Here is a 17,863-nt window from a genome sequence, read left to right as displayed (position 1 = left end):
AGCGGTGTGCGGCATCGGTCAGGCTCCCGTGCCCGTAGCGACGAGGACGGCCGCGATGGCCAGGACGAGCGAGCCTGCGAGCAGCGCGCCGAGATAGGTCTGCACGTTGCCGGTCTGGGCGCGGCGGACCGCGGCGCCCAGCAGGCGGGGTGCGGTGCCCGCACCGCGGACGTAGGTGTCGACGACCTCGCGGTCGAGGAAGCGGACGAGCGTGGCGGCGGCGCGTACGGGCCGGACGAAGAGGGCGGAGTAGACCGCGTCGAGGTGGAAGCCGACGGCCGCGTGGCGGTGCAGCGGGCCCAGGAGGAGGCGGCCGGGGTCGGCCGGGTCCGGGGCGCCGGCGTTGTCGCCGTAGGCCGGGGCGTGGGTGTCGATGGCCACCTCCTCGGCGACCGCGGGGGTGGCGTCCGGGGCGGCGACGACCGCGCCGAGCGGGGTGCGGGCGGCAAGGGCGGTGGTGTGGCGCCAGGCCGCATAGGTGACCAGGCCGCCGACGAGGGCGATTCCGGTGCCCAGGACGGAGGTGGTCAGGGTCGGCGCGAGCGAGCGCCCGTCGAACCAGTCGGGCAGGAGGGGGGCGGCAAGGCCGAGCGCGACGGTCGGGAGGAAGAGCACCCACAGGACGGCGTTCATGGCGATCGGCTGCGGGCCGTGGTCGGCGGCTTCGACGCCCTTGCCCTTGAAGGCCAGCAGCCACAGGCGGGTGGCGTAGGCCGCGGTGAGGAGGGCGGTGAGCAGTCCGGAGACCAGTACGGTCCAGCCGGCCGCGCCGGGGATGCCGTGCGCGTCACCGGTGGCGGCGTGTTCGGCGGCGCCCAGGACGGCTTCCTTGGAGAAGAAACCGGCGAACGGCGGGATCGCGGCGAGCGCGAGCAGCGCGATGGTGACCGTCCAGTAGGCGTCCGGGATGCGCCGGGCCAGGCCGCTCATCCGGGACATGGCGGCCAGCGAGTTGGTGCCCGCGGCGTGGATGATCACGCCTGCGCCGAGGAAGAGGAGGGCCTTGAACGCGCCGTGCGAGATGAGGTGGAAGACGGCGGCGCCGCGGTCGCCGACGGCCAGGGCGCCGAGCATGTAGCCGAGCTGGCCGACCGTCGAATAGGCCAGGACGCGCTTGATGTCGTCCTGGGCCAGCGCGGCCAGGCCCGAGCCGACCATGGTGATCGCGGCCATGACGGCGAGCACGACCAGCGCGGCGGCGGAGGCGGCGAAGACGGGGAGGAGACGGGCCACGAGATAGACACCGGCCGCCACCATCGTCGCGGCGTGGATCAGCGCCGAGACGGGCGTCGGACCGGCCATCGCGTCCGGCAGCCAGGTGTGCAGCGGGAACTGCGCCGACTTGCCCGCGACACCGGCCAGCAGCAGCAGCGCGATCAGCGTCGGGTGGTCCAGGCCGCCGCCGGCGACGGAGCCGAGGATGCCGGTGATCCGGAAGGTCCCGGCGTCGGCGGCCAGCGCGAAGATGCCGAACAGGAAGGGGACGTCACCGAGCTTGGTGACGAGGAAGGCCTTGAGGGAGGCGGCGCGGGCGGCCTCGGTCTCCCAGTAGTGGCCGACGAGGAAGTAGGAGCAGATGCCCATGACTTCCCAGCCGACCAGCAGCAGCATCAGGTCGCCGGTGTAGACGACCAGCAGCATCGCGGAGGTGAAGAGCGAGACCAGCGCGGCGTAGGAGGGGTAGCGCGGATCGTCGCGCAGATAGCCGGTGGAGTAGATCTGCACACAGGTCGCCACGACCCCGACCAGGACGGCCATCAGCACGGCGAAGCCGTCGAGGTGCAGGGCCAGGTCGATGGGGACCGAGCCGGTCGGGGTGAGCCGGGTGGCGACGTCGGTGGCCGGGCCGGTCCCCTGTCCGACGGCGACGGTCACGGTGAGCGCGGCCGCGGCCAGCGTCGGCAGCACGGCCAGCGGCCGGACGAAGCCGGGCGCACGGCGCCCCAGAAGGAGGCCGGCGACGGCCCCGAGGAAGGGCAGGAGGGGAACGAGAACAGCGGTGGTCGTGAGCGTCACGCGGCGGCCTCCGCCGTGGTGTCCGGCTGCGGGTCCCCGTCCGCGGCGCCCGTCGTCTCGGCGAGATCGCGGAGCCGGTCGATGTCGGAGCTGCCGCGGTTGCGGTAGACGAGCAGCACGATCGCCAGGCCGATGCCGATCTCGGCGGCGGCGATCGCGATGGTGAAGAGGGTGAGCGCCTGGCCGGTGTGCAGGGTGTCGCGCAGCCAGACGTCGAAGGCGACGAGGTTGAGGTTGACGGCGTTGAGCATCAGCTCGACGGACATCAGCACCAGGATCGCGTTGCGGCGGGCGAGCACGCCGTACAGCCCGGTGCAGAAGAGGAGGACGGCGAGGACGGCCGGGTAGGCGAGATGCATCAGCGCTGCTCCTCTCGCGGGGCGGGGGCGACGGAAGCGCGGAAGGCACCGTTCTTGAGGTCCGCCGCCGCGGCCCTGCCCTCCCCCGACCTGCGGGACAGCACGATCGCGCCGACGAGCGCGGCCAGCAGCAGTACGGACAGCGCCTCGAAGGGCAGCACCCAGTACTGGAAGAGGCTGCGCCCGGAGACCTCGGTGGAGCCCTGGGCGGGGCCGTCGAGGTTGATCCAGGTGGCGCGGAAAGCGTCCACGACGACCCAGGCCAGGGTGGCGGCCGAGGCAAGGGCCACGGCGAGCGCGGCCCAGCGGTTGCCCGAATCGGCATCCGGGGAGCGGCCGATGGGCGCCTTGGTGAGCATCAGCCCGAAGAGCAGCAGGACGACGACGGAACCGACGTAGATCAGCACCTGCACCCAGGCGATGAACTCCGCCGTGAGCAGGAGATATTCGACGGCGATCCCGCCGAGGGCGACGACCAGCCAGAGGGCGGCGTGCACCATCTGACGGGTGGTGACGGTGATGACGGCCGCGCCGAGGGTGGCGATACCGACGAGGACGAAGGCGATCTCGACACCAGAGGTCGACAGGAAGCCATGGCCGGCTGCGGTGGCGGCGAGCGTCACGTTCCCTCCCCTGGGGTGTCCGGTCGGTCCTGGTCCGCTGTTTCCTGCTCCGACGCCTGGGCCGCTTCGGCTTCGGCCTGCTGCTGGGCGGCGAGCTTGTCCGCTGCCTTGCGGGCCGCGGCGAGTTCCTTGGGCTCCTCGGCCGCCGGGTCGAGCGCCGGCGGTTCGGGCACCGTCCACATCCACTCGCGGAGCTTGTCGCGCTCGTGCGTCAGCTCGTGGATGTCCGTCTCGGCGTACTCGAACTCCGGTGACCAGAAGAGCGCGTCGAAGGGGCAGACCTCGATGCAGATACCGCAGTACATGCACAGCGCGAAGTCGATCGCGAAGCGGTCCAGCACATTGCGGCTGCGCTCCCGGCCTCCGGGGACGGCCGGCGGCACCGTCTCCTTGTGGGAGTCGATGTAGATGCACCAGTCGGGGCACTCACGGGCGCACAGCATGCAGACCGTGCAGTTCTCCTCGAACAGCCCGATGACGCCACGGGTGCGCGGTGGGAGGTCGGGCTGGACGTCCGGGTACTGCGCGGTGACCGATCGTTTCGTCATCGTCCGGAGGGTGACGGCCAGCCCCTTGGCGAGACCGGAACCGGGGAAGCTCATGACGAGATCACCACCTTGACGACGCCGGTGAGGGCGATCTGGGCGAGGGCGAGCGGGATGAGGACCGTCCAGGCGAGCTTTTGCAGCTGGTCCTCGCGCAGCCGCGGGTAGGTCACCCGCAGCCAGATGACGACGAAGGCGAGGATCACGGTCTTCACCAGCGTCCACAGCCAGCCCAGGCCGTCGCCGCCGAACGGGCCGTGCCAGCCGCCGAGGAAGAGGACGGAGGTCAGGGCGCAGAGGACGACGATGCCGGCGTACTCGGCGAGCAGGAAGAGCGCGAAGCGCAGTCCGGTGTACTCGGTGTACGCACCGAAGATGATCTCCGAGTCGGCGACCGGCATGTCGAACGGCGGCCGTTGCAGCTCGGCGAGCCCCGCGGTGAAGAAGACCACGCCGCCGACGATCTGCCACGGCACCCACCACCAGTGGAAGGCCTCGATGATGCCCGGCAGCGAGAGCGTGCCGGCCGCCATCGCGACGGAGGCCGCCGCGAGCAGCATCGGCAGCTCGTACGCGAGCAGCTGCGCGGCCGTCCGCAGACCGCCGAGCAGCGAGAACTTGTTCGCCGAGGCCCAGCCCGCCATCAGCGAGCCGAGCACACCGACGCCCATGACGGCGAGCACGAAGAAGATCCCCGCGTCCAGGGCCTGTCCCACGGCGTTGTGCGGGCCTATCGGGATGGCGACCAGGACCAGGAGGTAGGGCAGCAGCGCGACGGCGGGCGCGAGCTGGAAGATCCGCCGGTCGGCGCCGGCCGGAACGATGTCCTCCTTCTGCGCGAACTTCACACCGTCGGCGACGAGCTGTGCCCAGCCGTGGAACCCACCCGCGTACATGGGGCCCAGCCGGCCCTGCATATGGGCCATGACCTTGTGCTCGGTCTGCCCGATGACCAGGGGGAAGACCAGGAAGACGACGAAGACGGCGATGAGGCGCAGCGCAATGTCGAAAGCGTCGCTCATGGGGTGTCGCCTCCTGCCGGGTCTTGGGGGGTGTCCTGCTCAGGCTCGGGGGCGGAGCCGGAGTCCGGTTTCGGCTCGGGGGCGGGTTCCGGTGCGGCCGTGGGCTCCTGCTCGGCCTTCTTCCCGGGCGCTGCCTTGGTCTCGTCCGGTGCTGCCTTGCTGTCCTCCGGCGCTGCCTTGGTCTCGTCCGGCGCTGCTTTGGTGTCCGGCTGCTCCGGCTGCTCCGGCTCGTCGAAGGCGGGACGGGCGTGGTGCCAGGGCGCGTCCGAGGAGCGCGGGGCCGCCTCCTTCGCGGGGGCTGCCGGGGCTTCCGTCGCCGGGGCCTCCTTGGGCGAGGGCGACTCGGAGGTCCCCTCGGGCGAGGCCGCCTCAGGAGTCTCCTCGGTCGCGGCCGCCTCCGCCGCGCGCCGCTGCGCGGCCGAACCCTCGCTCGCCGACCGCGTACGCCGGGCCGGGCGCTCCGCCCGCTCGGGACGTGCCTCGGCCGCGGGAGTCTCTGCCGCGGGGGTCTCGGTCGTCTCCCCCGCCGCCTGATGCTGGCCGGCCGAGCCCGCGCCCGCGGTCCGCGTACGCCGCGCCGGACGCTCACCGGCGGCCGCACCGGCACCACCGGCCGCGCGTGCACCACCTGCCGCACGCGCACCCCGCGCCGGGCGTGCGGGCGCCGGCGGCAGCTGGCCCTTCAGCGGGCCCCATTCGTTCGGGTCCGGGACGCCGGGGGGCAGCATCTGGCGGCGCTTGGGCCCGCCGTGCTCGGACTCCCCTGGTTCCTTGGCCCCCGGCCATGCCTTGGCGACCCGCGCCGCCAGCACGAAGTCCTTGCGCAGCGGATGCCCTTCGAAGCCGTCCGGGAGCAGCAGCGGTACGAGGTGCGGATGGCCGGTGAAGTCCACGCCGAACATCTCGTGGGTCTCCCGCTCGTGCCAGCCCGCACCCGCGTAGACGCCCACGGCGGTGGGCAGCACGGCCGCCTCGTGCGGCACGGTCGTCCGCACGATCAGCCGGTGGACGGTGCCGGGCCGTGCCACGTCGGCGAGGTGGGCACAGACCAGGAAGCCGGTGCCGGGCTCGTCGACGGCGCTCAGCCAGTCGAAGTAGGTGCAGCCCAGGTCGTCGCGGGCGGCCGTCAGCGCGGTGAGCCAGCCGTCCACGGGGACGTCGACGGTCAGCGCGTCGTACGCCAGCTCCGCCGTGGCCCCCGTACCGAAGATCTCGCTCGCGGGCCGCGGCAGCCAGCCGACAACGGGCTCGGCGACGGGCTGCTCGGGCTGCTCCGGCTGCGGTGCGGGGGTCTCCGCCTGCTGCTCCGGCTGCTCGCTCATCGGGGCTCCTCCCCCGGCGCCTTCGAGGCGCCCGCCGCCTTGGGCGCATCCGCCGCCTCGGGCACGGGCGGCGGGACCAGCCCGCTGCGCAGCGCGGCCGCGGACGGCCGGGGCGCGCCGCTCTTCGCGTACCGCTCCCCCAGCGACTCGCGCGCGATCTTCTCCTGGAGCTTGAGGATGCCCTGGAGCAGCGCCTCCGGCCGCGGCGGGCAGCCCGGTACGTACACGTCCACCGGGATGATCTGGTCGACGCCCTTGGTGACCGAGTACGAATCCCAGTAGGGGCCGCCGCAGTTGGAGCAGGCCCCGAAGGAGATGACGTACTTCGGCTCGGGCATCTGCTCGTAGAGCCGCTTGACCGCGGGCGCCATCTTGTCGGTGACCGTGCCGGAGACGACCATCAGGTCGGCCTGGCGGGGGCCGGGCGCGAAGGGGATCACGCCGAGCCGGATGAAGTCGTGCCGCGCCATGGACGCGGCGATGAACTCGATGGCGCAGCAGGCGAGGCCGAAGTTGAAGACCCACAGGCTGTAGCGGCGGCCCCAGTTGAGGACCACCTTCATCGGTTCGGGCGCGAGCCGGGCCAGGGTCCCCAGGCGCCGCGGTTCCGGCAGGTACTGCGGGGCGGCGTCCTCGGGCGTGGCTGCGGAGGTGTGCCGGGCGGGGGTCACGTCCATTCCAGGACGCCCTTCTTCCATGCGTAGAGCAGGCCGACGGTGAGGAAGCCCAGGAAGATGAACATCTCCACGAGCGTCACACCGCCGAAACCGGGTGCGGCGAAGATCGTCGCCCAAGGGAAAAGGAAGATCGAGTCGACGGCGAAGATGACGTAGAGGAAGGCGTACACGTAATAGCGGACCTGGGTGTGCGCCCAGCCCTCGCCGACCGGGTCCACGCCGCACTCATACGTCAGCAGCTTCTCGGGCGTCGGCACGACAGGCCGCAGCAGCCGCCCGGCCCCGAAGGCCACCGCGACGAAGAGCACGCCGATCACGGCGATGATCCCGACGACCGAGTAGCCCTGGAAATAGTCCGCGGCGACGGTGGTGCGTACGGTCGCGTCCGGCACGTCCGCCCCTCGCTCCCTGACTGCGCTTGTTCAACGACTTCGACGATCTGTACGGATGGGAGTCTAGGCCCTGGCCCGACCACCCCGAGAAGCCGCATCGTCGCCGATGGTGAGCTTGTCCCTACTTAGACCTACCTGGGCGGCGGGGAGCGTGGACGGCGGAGCCGTTTGTCTCAGCAGGTGTCTCACGGACCGGACGCACGGGGAGGGTGGCACGGGCGGTGGCACAGGTGGGTGCGCACCCTGCGGACGGTCACAGGGGCGCACCGCCCGTACGCTGCCGGCCCGGCCCGCGCGAGACCGCCCGGTTCATCGCCTCGGCCGCGATCCGCGCCGCCGCCTGCAACGTCCGCTCGCCGAGCAGCTCCGTACGGATCGCGCCGCCGGCCGCGAGATGGCGGTCGTACGGAAGCGGGAGGACCGTCGCGCCGCCGATGCCCAGATGCTCGGTGGCCTTGCGCAGCTCCAGCCCGGAATCGGGTGACACATGGCTGAGGACCACCACCGTCGTCGGCAGCATTCCGGGGTGGAGCCCACCGACCCAGTCCAGTACCGAGCGGGTGGCCGCCACTCCCTCCGGGGTGGCCGGGGAGACCAGCACCCGCGCCTGTGTCGTCACCAGCGCGGTACGCGCCACCTCGGCGGGCAGCGTCTCGCAGTCCACGACGGTGGTCGCGAAGTAACGGCGCAGCGAGGTCATCACCACCCGGTAGGTGTCGATGTCCAGCCGCGTCCCGATGGAACCCTGGCTGCCGGGCAGCAGCCAGCCGCCACCGGGGAACGGAATCAGATAGCCCGTGAGGTCCGTGATCAGCATCGACGGATCCACGATCTGCGCCAGGTCCGTGCCCGACCAGCGCACCTCCCGCGCACCCAGCCGGTGCGGCAGCGTGCCGAGCGCCGGATCGGCCTCGATCGCCAGCACCGGATCGGCGCGGTAGTGCGCGTAGGTGAGGGCCAGCAGCGCGGCGACGGTGGACTTGCCCGCGCCGCCCCGGATGCTCGACACGGCGATCTGCCGGCCTGTGGTCACCGGCTGCTGGATGGCGTACGCGGTCTGCGTGACGGAGGCGGTCTCCGCCGCGGGCGAGGACGCGATCGCCCGCCGGACGGCCCGCCCCGCGCGCTGGGCGACGGACTCCCCGTGCCGCGGCTTGGACCGCAGCGCGTCCAGCTCGGGCGGCATCAGCGGTACCGAGACGGGGGTGGGGCCGGACCGGCGTACGGGGGTGGGCGTGTGCACCGGAGCGGAAGGGACCGCAGCGGTGGACGGGGGCGGCGTGGGGTGGGGCGCCTGTGGGGCGTGGGGCGCCGACGCGATGTGGGTGGCCGGTGTGGCATACGAAGCCGGCGTAGGGGCCGGTTCCGGTACGGGCTGTGGCGTCGGAGCGGCGGCGGGCATGGGGCCGGAAGCGGGCAGCGGGCCGGCGGCGGGCATGGGCCCGGAAGCAGGCATGGGTCCGGGGGCGGCAGGGGCGGCCGGAGCGCCGGCCCGTAGGGCAGCGGCGTCCGGTGTCTGCGGCGGAGCGGAGGGCACCGGCGGGTACACCGCACCGCCGGGTCCTGGCTGGTACACCACACCACTGTTGCCCGGTGGATACGCCGCACCGCTGTGGCCCGACGGGTACGCCACACCGCTGTGGCCCAACGTGGCGGAGTGCCCGGAGTACGCGGAAGCCGGGGCGGTTCCCACGGGCGCGGCCGCCGCATCCGGCACAGCCGGCTGCACCCTCGTCGTCACCGGCGTGTCCCACACGGACGCTTCCACGGGCGCGCCCGCTGCTCCCACAGGCGCGTCCGCGGAGCCGGGCGTGGCCGGGCCGCCCGCCACGCCGCCCGCCGGGCCGTCCGATCCCACGGACGTTCCCGGCGTCATCGCCGCGCCGCCGAGCTCGCGCAGCAGATCGTGCTGCCAGTCCCCTTGTGCCGGTCCACCTGGTCGTACCGGTCCACCTGGCCCGCTCGGTCCTTTTGATCCATCTGCTGATCCCTCTGCCGACATGGTCCCGCGGCCGCCTTTCCGGTTCAGAGCGTGTGCAGCAGCCGGCTGTAGACCCCGAACGCCCCGAGGGCGACCGGGATCAGCGCCACCACGCTGACCGACTCGACGAGGTTCATCAGCCGGCGCAGCCGGACCTGAACGTGCTCGGGCACCCGCACCGCGAGCACCACCAGCGGAAGCACCGCCAGCACGCACAGCGCGGCGAGCGCGCCCGAGGGGTCCCCTGCGTCGGCCGCCCACCGCAGCACCAGACACACCCCCACGGCCGTACCGGCCGCCAACAGGGCGACGACCTCGGCCGTCAGGGGATAGGCGCGGGCGCGCGAAAGCGTCACCACGCACAGCAGGGCCGCGGCAGCGACCGACCAGCCGTCACCGTGGCCGGCGGCAAGCACTCCCGCCGCGCCCGCGGACACCGCCATGGCGACGGTGGCCGGCGCGAGGCCGCGATGAGTGGCGCCGAGGGCCGTCACCACCTGGTGACGGCTCACCGGAGTACCGCCCGACCGCTGGTCGTCGAGCCGGGTCAAGCCGGCCGCCGTCAACGCCAGTCGGGGCAGCCGGCCCAGCACCAGCACCGACAGCACACCGAGCGCGACTCCCGTACCGGCCGCGTCGGTCAGCGCCAGCCCGGCCTCCCAGGCTCCGACCGCGAGCGCGACCGTCGCCGCGCCGACGAGTCCACCGCGCCCCAGCTCCGTGCAGACCCCGAGCAGAGCGAGCGCGGCCGCGACGGTCAGTCCCACGGCTGCCAGCCGCACCGTGTCCGTCGAGGCGGCCTGCCAGGAGGCGAACGCGCCGAGCGCGCCACCCGCAACGAGCAAGGTGGTACCCAGCGAACGCCGTCCGAGCCGGCCGCCGGCAGCTCCGACGGCCGCGGCGAGCACACCGGCGACACCGAGCCGGAGCGCGGCCGGGCCTGCCCCGTACCAACTCGCCGCCGCGGCCCCGGCGACCAGCGCCAACAGCACGCTCGCCGCACCGGCCGTCCACGTCCGGCTCCGCTCGTCCCAGCGCCGGGTGCGCAGATCCAGACCGTCGACGACCTCATCCATGGGGTCGTGCGCGACCGGCGCCGCCGACGCCTCGTGCTCCCGTACGAGCCGCAGCACCGAGCCGTCGGGCACCTGCGCCGAAGCCAGCGAGTCGTCCGGCGACAGCACCGACCCGTCCGCGGTCACCAGCCGCCGCGGCGACGGCCCTTCACCGGGCCGGGCGCCGAACAGCCGCAGAATGCCGGGCAGCAGCACACCGAGGGGTTCCTGCGCGGGGAGCACGAGCTCGACCCGCCGCCGCTCGCCCACGAGGGTCACCCGGCCGAGGGCGGTGCGCGACGCGGCCCCCGGATCCATCCCCGAACTCACACTCACCATGCCGACGCGGCCCCTGCGTTGCTGCCAGTTGGACGTGCTCCGGGGGCCCGCGGACCGTCGGCCGTCTTGCCGGCGATGAACGGCCACCCCACGCAACCGGCACACTCCACGGCCCGCTCCCCCCTTCCCGTTGCCTCTCGCGACACGATACGGCCCGCCTCCGACGCGGTGTCCAGCACGGCCGACGGCGGATGGTGGGGCAAACGACAGCGGATGGTGGGGAAAACCCCACCCCCGCCACCCCAGCCACCCCATGGCACACGGAGCGGCGGCCGGGCAGGCTGGGCGCCATGACGGAAAGTTCCCGACCCCGTGCTGCCGATGCCGCTGACGACGCCCCTGACGGCGTCTCATTGCCGCCTCCCCGAGGGCCGCTCAGCGGCAGGACGTGGCGGGAGATCGCGTACCTGCTGTCCAATCTCCCGTTGGGCATCACCGGGTTCCTGGTGCTGGTGATCTGGCTGGCGCTCGGGGCCGGGCTGGCCGTCACCGTGATCGGGCTGCCGCTGCTGGCGAGCGGCCTGGGGGCGTGCCGGATCTACGGGCGGCTGGAACGGGCGCGGGCGCGGACGCTGCTCGGGGTGCGGATACCGGAACCGAGTCCGCTGCGGGCCCGGGAGGAAGGCTTCCTGTCCCGGGTGTGGGCCTGTCTGAAGGATCCGGTCGCCTGGCGGCATGCGTTGTTCGCGTCCATCCGGCTGCCGTGGGTCGTCCTCACGTTCACGGTCGTCGTCGCCTCGCTGTTCGTGGCGTGGCCGGCGCTGCCGTGGGTGGCGCGCTGGCTGTCCAACGTGGACCGGGCGATGGTGCGCGGCCTGCTCTCGCCGTCCGACGAACTGGAGCGGCGGATCGCCGAGCTGGAGTCGGACCGGGTGACGGTCACCGACACGGCGGCGGCCGATCTGCGGCGCATCGAACGGGATCTGCACGACGGCGCACAGGCCCGGCTCGTGGCGCTCGCCATGGGGCTCGGCCTGGCGAAGGAGAAGCTGCTGGAGGGCCGGACCGACGAAAGCGTGGCGGCCATGGTGGACGAGGCGCACGGCGAGGTGAAGCTGGCGCTACAGGAGCTGCGGGATCTGGCCCGGGGCATCCATCCGGCGATCCTCACCGACCGCGGGCTGGGGCCTGCCCTGGCTTCGCTGGCCGGGCGCTGCACGGTGCCCGCCACCACTGCCGTGGACCTGGACGAGCGGCCGGCGCCCGCCATCGAGGGCATCGTCTATTTCACGGTGTCCGAGCTGCTTCAGAACATCTCCAAGCACAGCGCGGCGCGACAGGCGTCCGTCGAGGTGTGGCGAGACAAGGGGGACGGGCCCGCAGGGCCCTCGGACAAGGGCGGTGGTGGGCGACGGGTGGGCGGCAGGCTGCTGATCCAGGTGACGGACGACGGGCGGGGCGGGGCGCGGCTGGACGGCGGCAGCGGGATGGCCGGGCTCGCCGAGCGACTGGGGTCGGTGGACGGCCTGTTCGTGCTGGATTCTCCGGTGGGCGGACCCACGCGGGTGACGGCGGAGGTGCCGTGGCGGGCGCGGACGGGGACGGAGACGGGGACGGGATCGAGGGCGGGGACGGGGGCAAGGGCGGGGGCCAAGGGCCGCTGACGGGTCGTCCGCCCGGCTGGGTGTCCGGCCGACCGTCTGACCGGGCGTCGGGAGCCGGCGGCCTGGGCTGGGGGCCTCGGCTGGCGGCGGGTGGTGCCGGCCACAGGCCCGGGGGTGGGGAAAACCCCAGGCGAAGACTGCGAAGACCCTCATGGTGCGGAGAGCGCCGGGCGCGGACCCTGGCCGGAGCGGAAGAAGCCGCACGGCCTGGCAGTTCAGGCAGCGGATCCGACAGAGACCCGGGCCGCGCCCATGGCCGTATCCATGGGCCGTATCCATGGGCCGCACCCGGCAGAAACGGACGACGAGACGATGGAAACCGCATACGCACCCCCTCCCCGCGGCTCCCGTGTGCCCGTGGGGCTACGCGCCCCGTTCTCCGGGCGCACCTGGCGGGAGTTCCTGTACCTCCTCCTCAGCCTCCCGATGTCCATCGTGATGTTCACCTGCGCGATCGTGGTGATCGCGCTGGGCGCCGGCCTGCTGGTCACGTTCCTGGGCATCCCGGTGCTGGCGGGCGGTCTGGCCGGCAGTCGTGCGCTGGGCGGTCTGGAGCGCATACGGGCCCGCGCGCTGCTGGGGCTGGACGTCGCCGATCCGGAGCCCGTCCGTCCCTCCAAGCCGAGCCTGATGGGGTGGGTCGGGGCCGTGCTGAAGAGCGGGGCGTCCTGGCGGCACCTTCTCTACTCCCTGCTGCACTTCCCGTGGGCGCTCTTCTCCTTCATCTTCTCGGTGACGTTCTGGACCCTCGGCTGGGGACTGCTGACCTACCCCCTGTGGCGGTGGACGTTCCCCGCGTACCTCGACCAGCCGGGCATCCAGATGTGGGGTGACGGCAACGGCAGCGGCCTCTGTCTCGACGCCCCGGCGGACATCGTGGTCACCAGCGGGGCCGGGCTGCTGCTGGTGCTGGCCGGGCCGTGGGTGATCCACGGTCTGACCCAGATGGACCGGGTCATGGTCCACGGGCTGCTGGGGCCCTCCCTCCTCGCCACCCGGGTCTCGCAGCTGGAGTCGGACCGCGGGGTGGTGGTGGACACCGCGGCGGCCGATCTTCGCCGCATCGAGCGCGATCTGCACGACGGCGCTCAGGCCCGGCTGGTCTCGCTCGCCATGGACCTGGGGCTGGCCAGGGAGAAGCTGGCGGAGGATCCGGAGGCCGCCGCGAAGATGGTGGACGAGGCACACGGCGAGGTGAAGATCGCGCTCCAGGAGCTGCGGGATCTGGCCCGCGGCATCCACCCGGCGATCCTCACCGACCGGGGTCTCGGTCCGGCGCTGTCCGCACTGTCCGCGCGGTGCACGGTTCCGGTGACCGTGACGGTGGACCTGGACCACCGGCCGGCCGCGGCCATCGAGGGCATCGCGTACTTCACCGCCTCCGAGCTGCTCCAGAACGTCTCCCGGCACGCCCGGGCCACCAGCGCGACCCTGGACGTCTGGCGCACCGCGGACCGGGTCATGGTGCTGGTCTCCGACAACGGCCGGGGCGGCGCGCACACCGAAGCGGGCACCGGCCTGGCCGGTCTCGCCGAACGGCTCGATGCCGTCGACGGCCTGCTGCTGGTGGACTCCCCGGTCGGCGGCCCGACCTGCATCACCGCCGAGCTGCCGTGGCGCGGGTGACCGCGAAGCCGCCGGGCTCCTCTCCCTCTCTCCCTCCCCCGCCTTCCTCGTCCCCCGATCCCCCTCATCCGCCTCGCCGCCGTCCGGATGCTGGGATGCTGGAGGCCGGTAGGGGTGGGATGCGATGAGGCATGGGGGAATCTGAGCCGTGGAGGACAAGGTGCGGGTGGTCATCGCCGAGGACTCGGTGCTGCTCCGGGAGGGCCTGACCCGGCTGCTCACCGACCGGGGGCACGAGGTCGTGGCAGGCGTGGGGGACGCCGAGGCGCTGATCAAGACGATCGGGGAGCTGGCGGACGAGGGCGCGCTGCCGGATGTGGTGGTGGCGGACGTACGGATGCCGCCGACGCACACCGACGAAGGCGTGCGGGCCGCGATCCGGCTGCGCCGGGACCACCCCGGCCTCGGGGTGCTGGTGCTGTCGCAGTACGTCGAGGAGCAGTACGCGACGGAGCTGCTGGCCGGGTCGAGCCGGGGCATCGGCTATCTGCTCAAGGACCGGGTGGCCGAGGTGCGGGAGTTCGTCGACGCGGTGGTCCGGGTCGCCGGGGGCGGCACCGCGCTGGACCCGGAGGTGGTGGCGCAGCTGCTGGGCCGCAGCCGTAAGCAGGATGTGCTGGCGAATCTGACGCCGCGGGAGCGGGAGGTGCTGGGCCTGATGGCCGAGGGCCGGACGAACTCCGCGGTCGCCCGGCAGCTGGTGGTCAGCGACGGTGCGGTCGAGAAGCACGTCAGCAATATCTTCCTGAAACTGGGCCTGTCGCAGAGTGACGGGGATCACCGCAGGGTGCTGGCGGTCCTCACCTATCTGAACTCCTGACCACCTGACACTCTGCCAGGCAGGTGGCCCGAGGTGTTTTCCACCGAGGTCCAGGACTTTGGTCGTAGAACCAATGGACGAGTCCGGAGCGTCATGAAGAGGGGGTCACGGGGGCGATGATTTCATGACAAAACACACCAGATCGGTGTCTCGGGTTGACGTCCAGCATGCGAACTGTCCAGGGAAGGTCACCCTTACCCACGTACGATGGTTATGGGACAACCGGTCGGTATGACACGTCCCGAGCCCTGCCTCCGGGCGGGGACGCCGCACCCCTCGAGGGAGGTCCGAAGCAGTGACCAGCCAGGTCAGTAGCCCAGCCGAGCAGACCGACGCAGCGCTTGTCGGGGAACAGCGCGCTTCCGGTGAAGGCAAGGAAGTCCGCCGCCTTGACCGTGTGATCATCCGGTTCGCCGGCGACTCCGGTGACGGTATGCAGCTCACCGGCGACCGGTTCACGTCCGAGACCGCGTCGTTCGGCAACGACCTGTCGACGCTGCCGAATTTCCCCGCCGAGATCCGCGCCCCTGCCGGAACCCTGCCGGGTGTCTCCAGCTTCCAGCTGCACTTCGCCGACCATGACATCCTCACGCCCGGCGACGCGCCGAATGTACTGGTGGCGATGAACCCGGCCGCGCTGAAGGCGAATATCGCGGATGTGCCGCGGGGCGCGGACATCATCGTGAACACGGATGAGTTCACCAAGCGTCCGATGGCGAAGGTGGGCTATGCGACCAGTCCGCTGGAGGACGGGTCGCTGGAGGCCTACAACGTCCATCCGGTGCCGCTGACCACGCTGACGGTCGAGGCGCTCAAGGAGTTCGGGCTGTCCCGCAAGGAGGCCGAGCGCAGCAAGAACATGTTCGCGCTGGGTCTGCTGTCGTGGATGTACCACCGGCCGACCGAGGGCACCGAGAAGTTCCTGCGGGCGAAGTTCGCGAAGAAGCCGGAGATCGCGGAGGCGAATGTCACGGCCTTCCGGGCGGGGTGGAACTTCGGTGAGACGACGGAGGATTTCGCCGTCTCCTACGAGGTCGCACCGGCGACGAAGGCCTTCCCGACCGGCACCTACCGCAATATCTCCGGGAACCTTGCGCTGTCCTACGGCTTGATCGCGGCGGGCCGGCAGGCGGATCTGCCGCTGTACCTGGGCTCCTACCCGATCACCCCGGCCTCCGACATCCTGCACGAACTGTCCAAGCACAAGAACTTCGGTGTGCGCACGTTCCAGGCGGAGGACGAGATCGCCGGGATCGGTGCGGCGCTGGGCGCCGCGTTCGGCGGTGCGCTGGCGGTGACGACCACCTCGGGGCCCGGTGTGGCGCTGAAGTCGGAGACGATCGGTCTGGCGGTCAGTCTGGAACTGCCGCTGCTGATCGTGGACATCCAGCGCGGCGGGCCGTCGACGGGGCTGCCGACGAAGACCGAGCAGGCGGATCTGCTCCAGGCGATGTACGGGCGCAACGGTGAGGCGCCGGTGCCGATCGTGGCGCCGAAGACGCCCGCGGACTGCTTCGACGCGGCGCTGGAGGCGGCCCGGATCGCACTGGCCTACCGCACACCGGTCTTCCTGCTCTCCGACGGCTATCTGGCCAACGGTTCGGAGCCGTGGCGGATCCCCGATGTCAACGAACTGCCGGATCTGCGGGTCCAGTTCGCCTCAGGCCCCAATCATCAGCAGGCGGACGGCACCGAGGTGTTCTGGCCGTACAAGCGTGATGAGCAGACGCTGGCCCGGCCCTGGGCGGTGCCGGGCACGCCGGGCCTGGAGCACCGTATCGGCGGCATCGAGAAGCAGGACGGCACGGGCAACATCTCCTACGACCCGGCCAACCACGACTTCATGGTGCGCACCCGTCAGGCGAAGGTCGACGGCGTCGACGTCCCCGACCTCGAGGTCGACGACCCCGCCGACGACAGCGGCCAGGGCGCCGGCACCCTCGTACTGGGCTGGGGGTCGACCTACGGGCCGATCACCGCGGCGGTACGGCGTGTGCGGGGCGCCGGGGAGCGCATCGCCCAGGCGCATCTGCGGCACCTCAACCCCTTCCCGCGGAATCTCGGCGAGGTCCTGGCGCGTTACGACAAGGTGATCGTGCCGGAGATGAACCTCGGACAGCTCGCCACTCTGCTGCGCGCCAAGTACCTCGTCGACGCGCACTCGCACACCCAGGTCAGCGGAATGCCGTTCAAGGCCGAGCAGCTTGCGGAGGTCTTTAAGGAGGCCATCAATGACTGAGACGATCACGGAGGGGTCCTCGCAGATCGAGGCGCTCTCCCTGGTGCCCAAGGCCGACGCCAAGCAGTCCATGAAGGACTTCAAGTCCGACCAGGAAGTGCGCTGGTGCCCCGGCTGCGGTGACTACGCCGTCCTTGCCGCCGTACAGGGCTTCATGCCCGAGCTCGGCCTGGCCAAGGAGAACATCGTCTTCGTCTCCGGCATCGGCTGCTCCTCCCGCTTCCCGTACTACATGAACACCTACGGGATGCACTCCATCCACGGCCGCGCGCCCGCCATCGCCACCGGCCTGGCGTCCTCCCGGCGTGATCTGTCCGTCTGGGTCGTCACCGGCGACGGCGACGCGCTCTCCATCGGCGGCAACCACCTCATCCACGCCCTGCGGCGCAACGTCAACCTCAAGATCCTGCTCTTCAACAACCGGATCTACGGTCTGACGAAGGGCCAGTACAGCCCCACCTCCGAGGTCGGCAAGATCACCAAGTCGACGCCGATGGGTTCGCTGGACGCCCCGTTCAACCCGGTCTCGCTGGCCCTCGGCGCCGAGGCGTCCTTCGTCGCCCGCACCGTCGACTCCGACCGCAAGCACCTCACCTCGGTGCTGCGCGAGGCCGCCGCCCATCCCGGTACGGCGCTGGTGGAGATCTACCAGAACTGCAACATCTTCAACGACGGCGCCTTCGAGGTCCTCAAGGACAAGGACCAGGCCGAGGAGGCCGTCATCCGCCTGGAGCACGGGCAGCCGATCCGCTTCGGCGCCCTGGCCCCGGACGGCTTCGGCTCCAAGGGCGTGGTCCGCGACCCGGCCACCGGCGACCTCAAGGTCATCGACGTACGGGAGGAGGGCACGGGCGGTGTGCTGGTGCACGACGCGCACAACCCCTCGCCCACCACGGCCTTCGCCCTCTCCCGGCTCGCCGACGCCGACACCCTGCACCACACCCCGATCGGGGTCCTCCGCAGCGTCAACCGGCCGGTCTACGACACCCTGATGTCCGAGCAGCTCGACGACGCCATCGAGCAGAAGGGCAAGGGCGACCTCGCCGCCCTGCTGACCGGCAGCGACACCTGGACGGTCGTCGGCTGACCGATCCGGCTCCGCGGGTGCCTCCGAGAACGTCTTATGGCGCTTCCGGAGGCACCCGTTGCTTTATGCCACGAGCACGGCAGGTTCCCGTTGCGCGCCCGTGACGGCGCCGCGCCCCCGGGCGATGCTGAGGGGGTGGCCCTGGGCGGGTCCGCA

General features: G+C 72.0%; 15 protein-coding genes. 5 read left to right on the top strand and 10 right to left on the bottom strand.

Annotated elements, in window-relative coordinates:
• Nucleotides 1–18: 18 nt before the first annotated feature.
• The 10 genes from IF67_RS0115690 to eccD form a co-directional block, all read right to left on the bottom strand.
• Nucleotides 19–2,016 (bottom strand): NADH-quinone oxidoreductase subunit L, encoded by a 1,998-nt coding sequence (locus IF67_RS0115690; protein ID WP_030986095.1) that lies wholly within the window; start codon nt 2,014–2,016, stop codon nt 19–21.
• A complete protein-coding gene (nuoK, locus tag IF67_RS0115685; RefSeq protein ID WP_030986092.1) occupies nt 2,013–2,375 on the bottom strand; it encodes an NADH-quinone oxidoreductase subunit NuoK in 363 nt (120 codons plus the stop codon). Before nuoK ends, IF67_RS0115690 begins: the two co-directional genes overlap by 4 nt.
• Nucleotides 2,375–2,998: an NADH-quinone oxidoreductase subunit J gene (locus tag IF67_RS0115680; RefSeq protein WP_037839422.1), complete on the bottom strand. Its 624-nt coding sequence runs from the start codon at nt 2,996–2,998 to the stop codon at nt 2,375–2,377. The genes nuoK and IF67_RS0115680 overlap by 1 nt, the downstream gene beginning before the upstream one ends.
• Nucleotides 2,995–3,600 (bottom strand): NuoI/complex I 23 kDa subunit family protein, encoded by a 606-nt coding sequence (locus IF67_RS0115675; RefSeq protein WP_030986088.1) that lies wholly within the window; start codon nt 3,598–3,600, stop codon nt 2,995–2,997. Before IF67_RS0115675 ends, IF67_RS0115680 begins: the two co-directional genes overlap by 4 nt.
• Nucleotides 3,597–4,565 carry a complex I subunit 1/NuoH family protein gene (locus tag IF67_RS0115670; protein ID WP_030986087.1) on the bottom strand — a complete coding sequence of 323 codons (969 nt, stop codon included), beginning with the start codon at nt 4,563–4,565 and terminating at the stop codon, nt 3,597–3,599. Before IF67_RS0115670 ends, IF67_RS0115675 begins: the two co-directional genes overlap by 4 nt.
• A complete protein-coding gene (locus tag IF67_RS0115665; protein WP_030986085.1) occupies nt 4,562–5,887 on the bottom strand; it encodes an NADH-quinone oxidoreductase subunit C in 1,326 nt (441 codons plus the stop codon). Before IF67_RS0115665 ends, IF67_RS0115670 begins: the two co-directional genes overlap by 4 nt.
• Nucleotides 5,884–6,564, bottom strand: a complete 681-nt coding sequence (locus IF67_RS0115660; RefSeq protein ID WP_030986082.1) for an NADH-quinone oxidoreductase subunit B — start codon at nt 6,562–6,564, stop codon at nt 5,884–5,886. The genes IF67_RS0115665 and IF67_RS0115660 overlap by 4 nt, the downstream gene beginning before the upstream one ends.
• Complete coding sequence (locus tag IF67_RS0115655) at nt 6,555–6,956, bottom strand: NADH-quinone oxidoreductase subunit A (protein ID WP_030074701.1); 402 nt, start codon at nt 6,954–6,956, stop codon at nt 6,555–6,557. The genes IF67_RS0115660 and IF67_RS0115655 overlap by 10 nt, the downstream gene beginning before the upstream one ends.
• 253 nt (nt 6,957–7,209) lie before the next feature.
• Nucleotides 7,210–8,199 (bottom strand): hypothetical protein, encoded by a 990-nt coding sequence (locus IF67_RS0115650; RefSeq protein WP_234341112.1) that lies wholly within the window; start codon nt 8,197–8,199, stop codon nt 7,210–7,212.
• Between the two features lie 782 nt (nt 8,200–8,981).
• Nucleotides 8,982–10,331 carry a type VII secretion integral membrane protein EccD gene (gene eccD / locus IF67_RS0115645; RefSeq protein WP_234341111.1) on the bottom strand — a complete coding sequence of 450 codons (1,350 nt, stop codon included), beginning with the start codon at nt 10,329–10,331 and terminating at the stop codon, nt 8,982–8,984.
• A gap of 290 nt (nt 10,332–10,621) precedes the next feature.
• Between eccD and IF67_RS0115640 the strand changes: the two genes are divergently transcribed.
• The 5 genes from IF67_RS0115640 (at nt 10,622) to IF67_RS0115620 (ending at nt 17,707) form a co-directional block, all read left to right on the top strand.
• Nucleotides 10,622–11,935, top strand: a complete 1,314-nt coding sequence (locus tag IF67_RS0115640; protein WP_030986075.1) for a sensor histidine kinase — start codon at nt 10,622–10,624, stop codon at nt 11,933–11,935.
• A 312-nt stretch (nt 11,936–12,247) separates the two neighbouring features.
• Nucleotides 12,248–13,561, top strand: a complete 1,314-nt coding sequence (locus tag IF67_RS0115635) for a sensor histidine kinase (RefSeq protein WP_030986073.1) — start codon at nt 12,248–12,250, stop codon at nt 13,559–13,561.
• Nucleotides 13,562–13,721: 160 nt separating this feature from the next.
• On the top strand, nt 13,722–14,381 hold the full coding sequence (locus tag IF67_RS0115630) for a response regulator transcription factor (protein ID WP_030986072.1): 660 nt from the start codon (nt 13,722–13,724) through the stop codon (nt 14,379–14,381).
• Between the two features lie 295 nt (nt 14,382–14,676).
• On the top strand, nt 14,677–16,620 hold the full coding sequence (locus IF67_RS0115625; RefSeq protein WP_030986071.1) for a 2-oxoacid:acceptor oxidoreductase subunit alpha: 1,944 nt from the start codon (nt 14,677–14,679) through the stop codon (nt 16,618–16,620).
• Nucleotides 16,613–17,707 carry a 2-oxoacid:ferredoxin oxidoreductase subunit beta gene (locus IF67_RS0115620; RefSeq protein WP_030074686.1) on the top strand — a complete coding sequence of 365 codons (1,095 nt, stop codon included), beginning with the start codon at nt 16,613–16,615 and terminating at the stop codon, nt 17,705–17,707. Before IF67_RS0115625 ends, IF67_RS0115620 begins: the two co-directional genes overlap by 8 nt.
• Nucleotides 17,708–17,863 lie beyond the last annotated feature (156 nt).

The organism is Streptomyces sp. NRRL S-1813, assembly GCF_000719605.1.
Classification (GTDB): domain Bacteria; phylum Actinomycetota; class Actinomycetes; order Streptomycetales; family Streptomycetaceae; genus Streptomyces; species Streptomyces decoyicus.
This window is presented reverse-complemented; position numbering and strand designations above follow the sequence as displayed.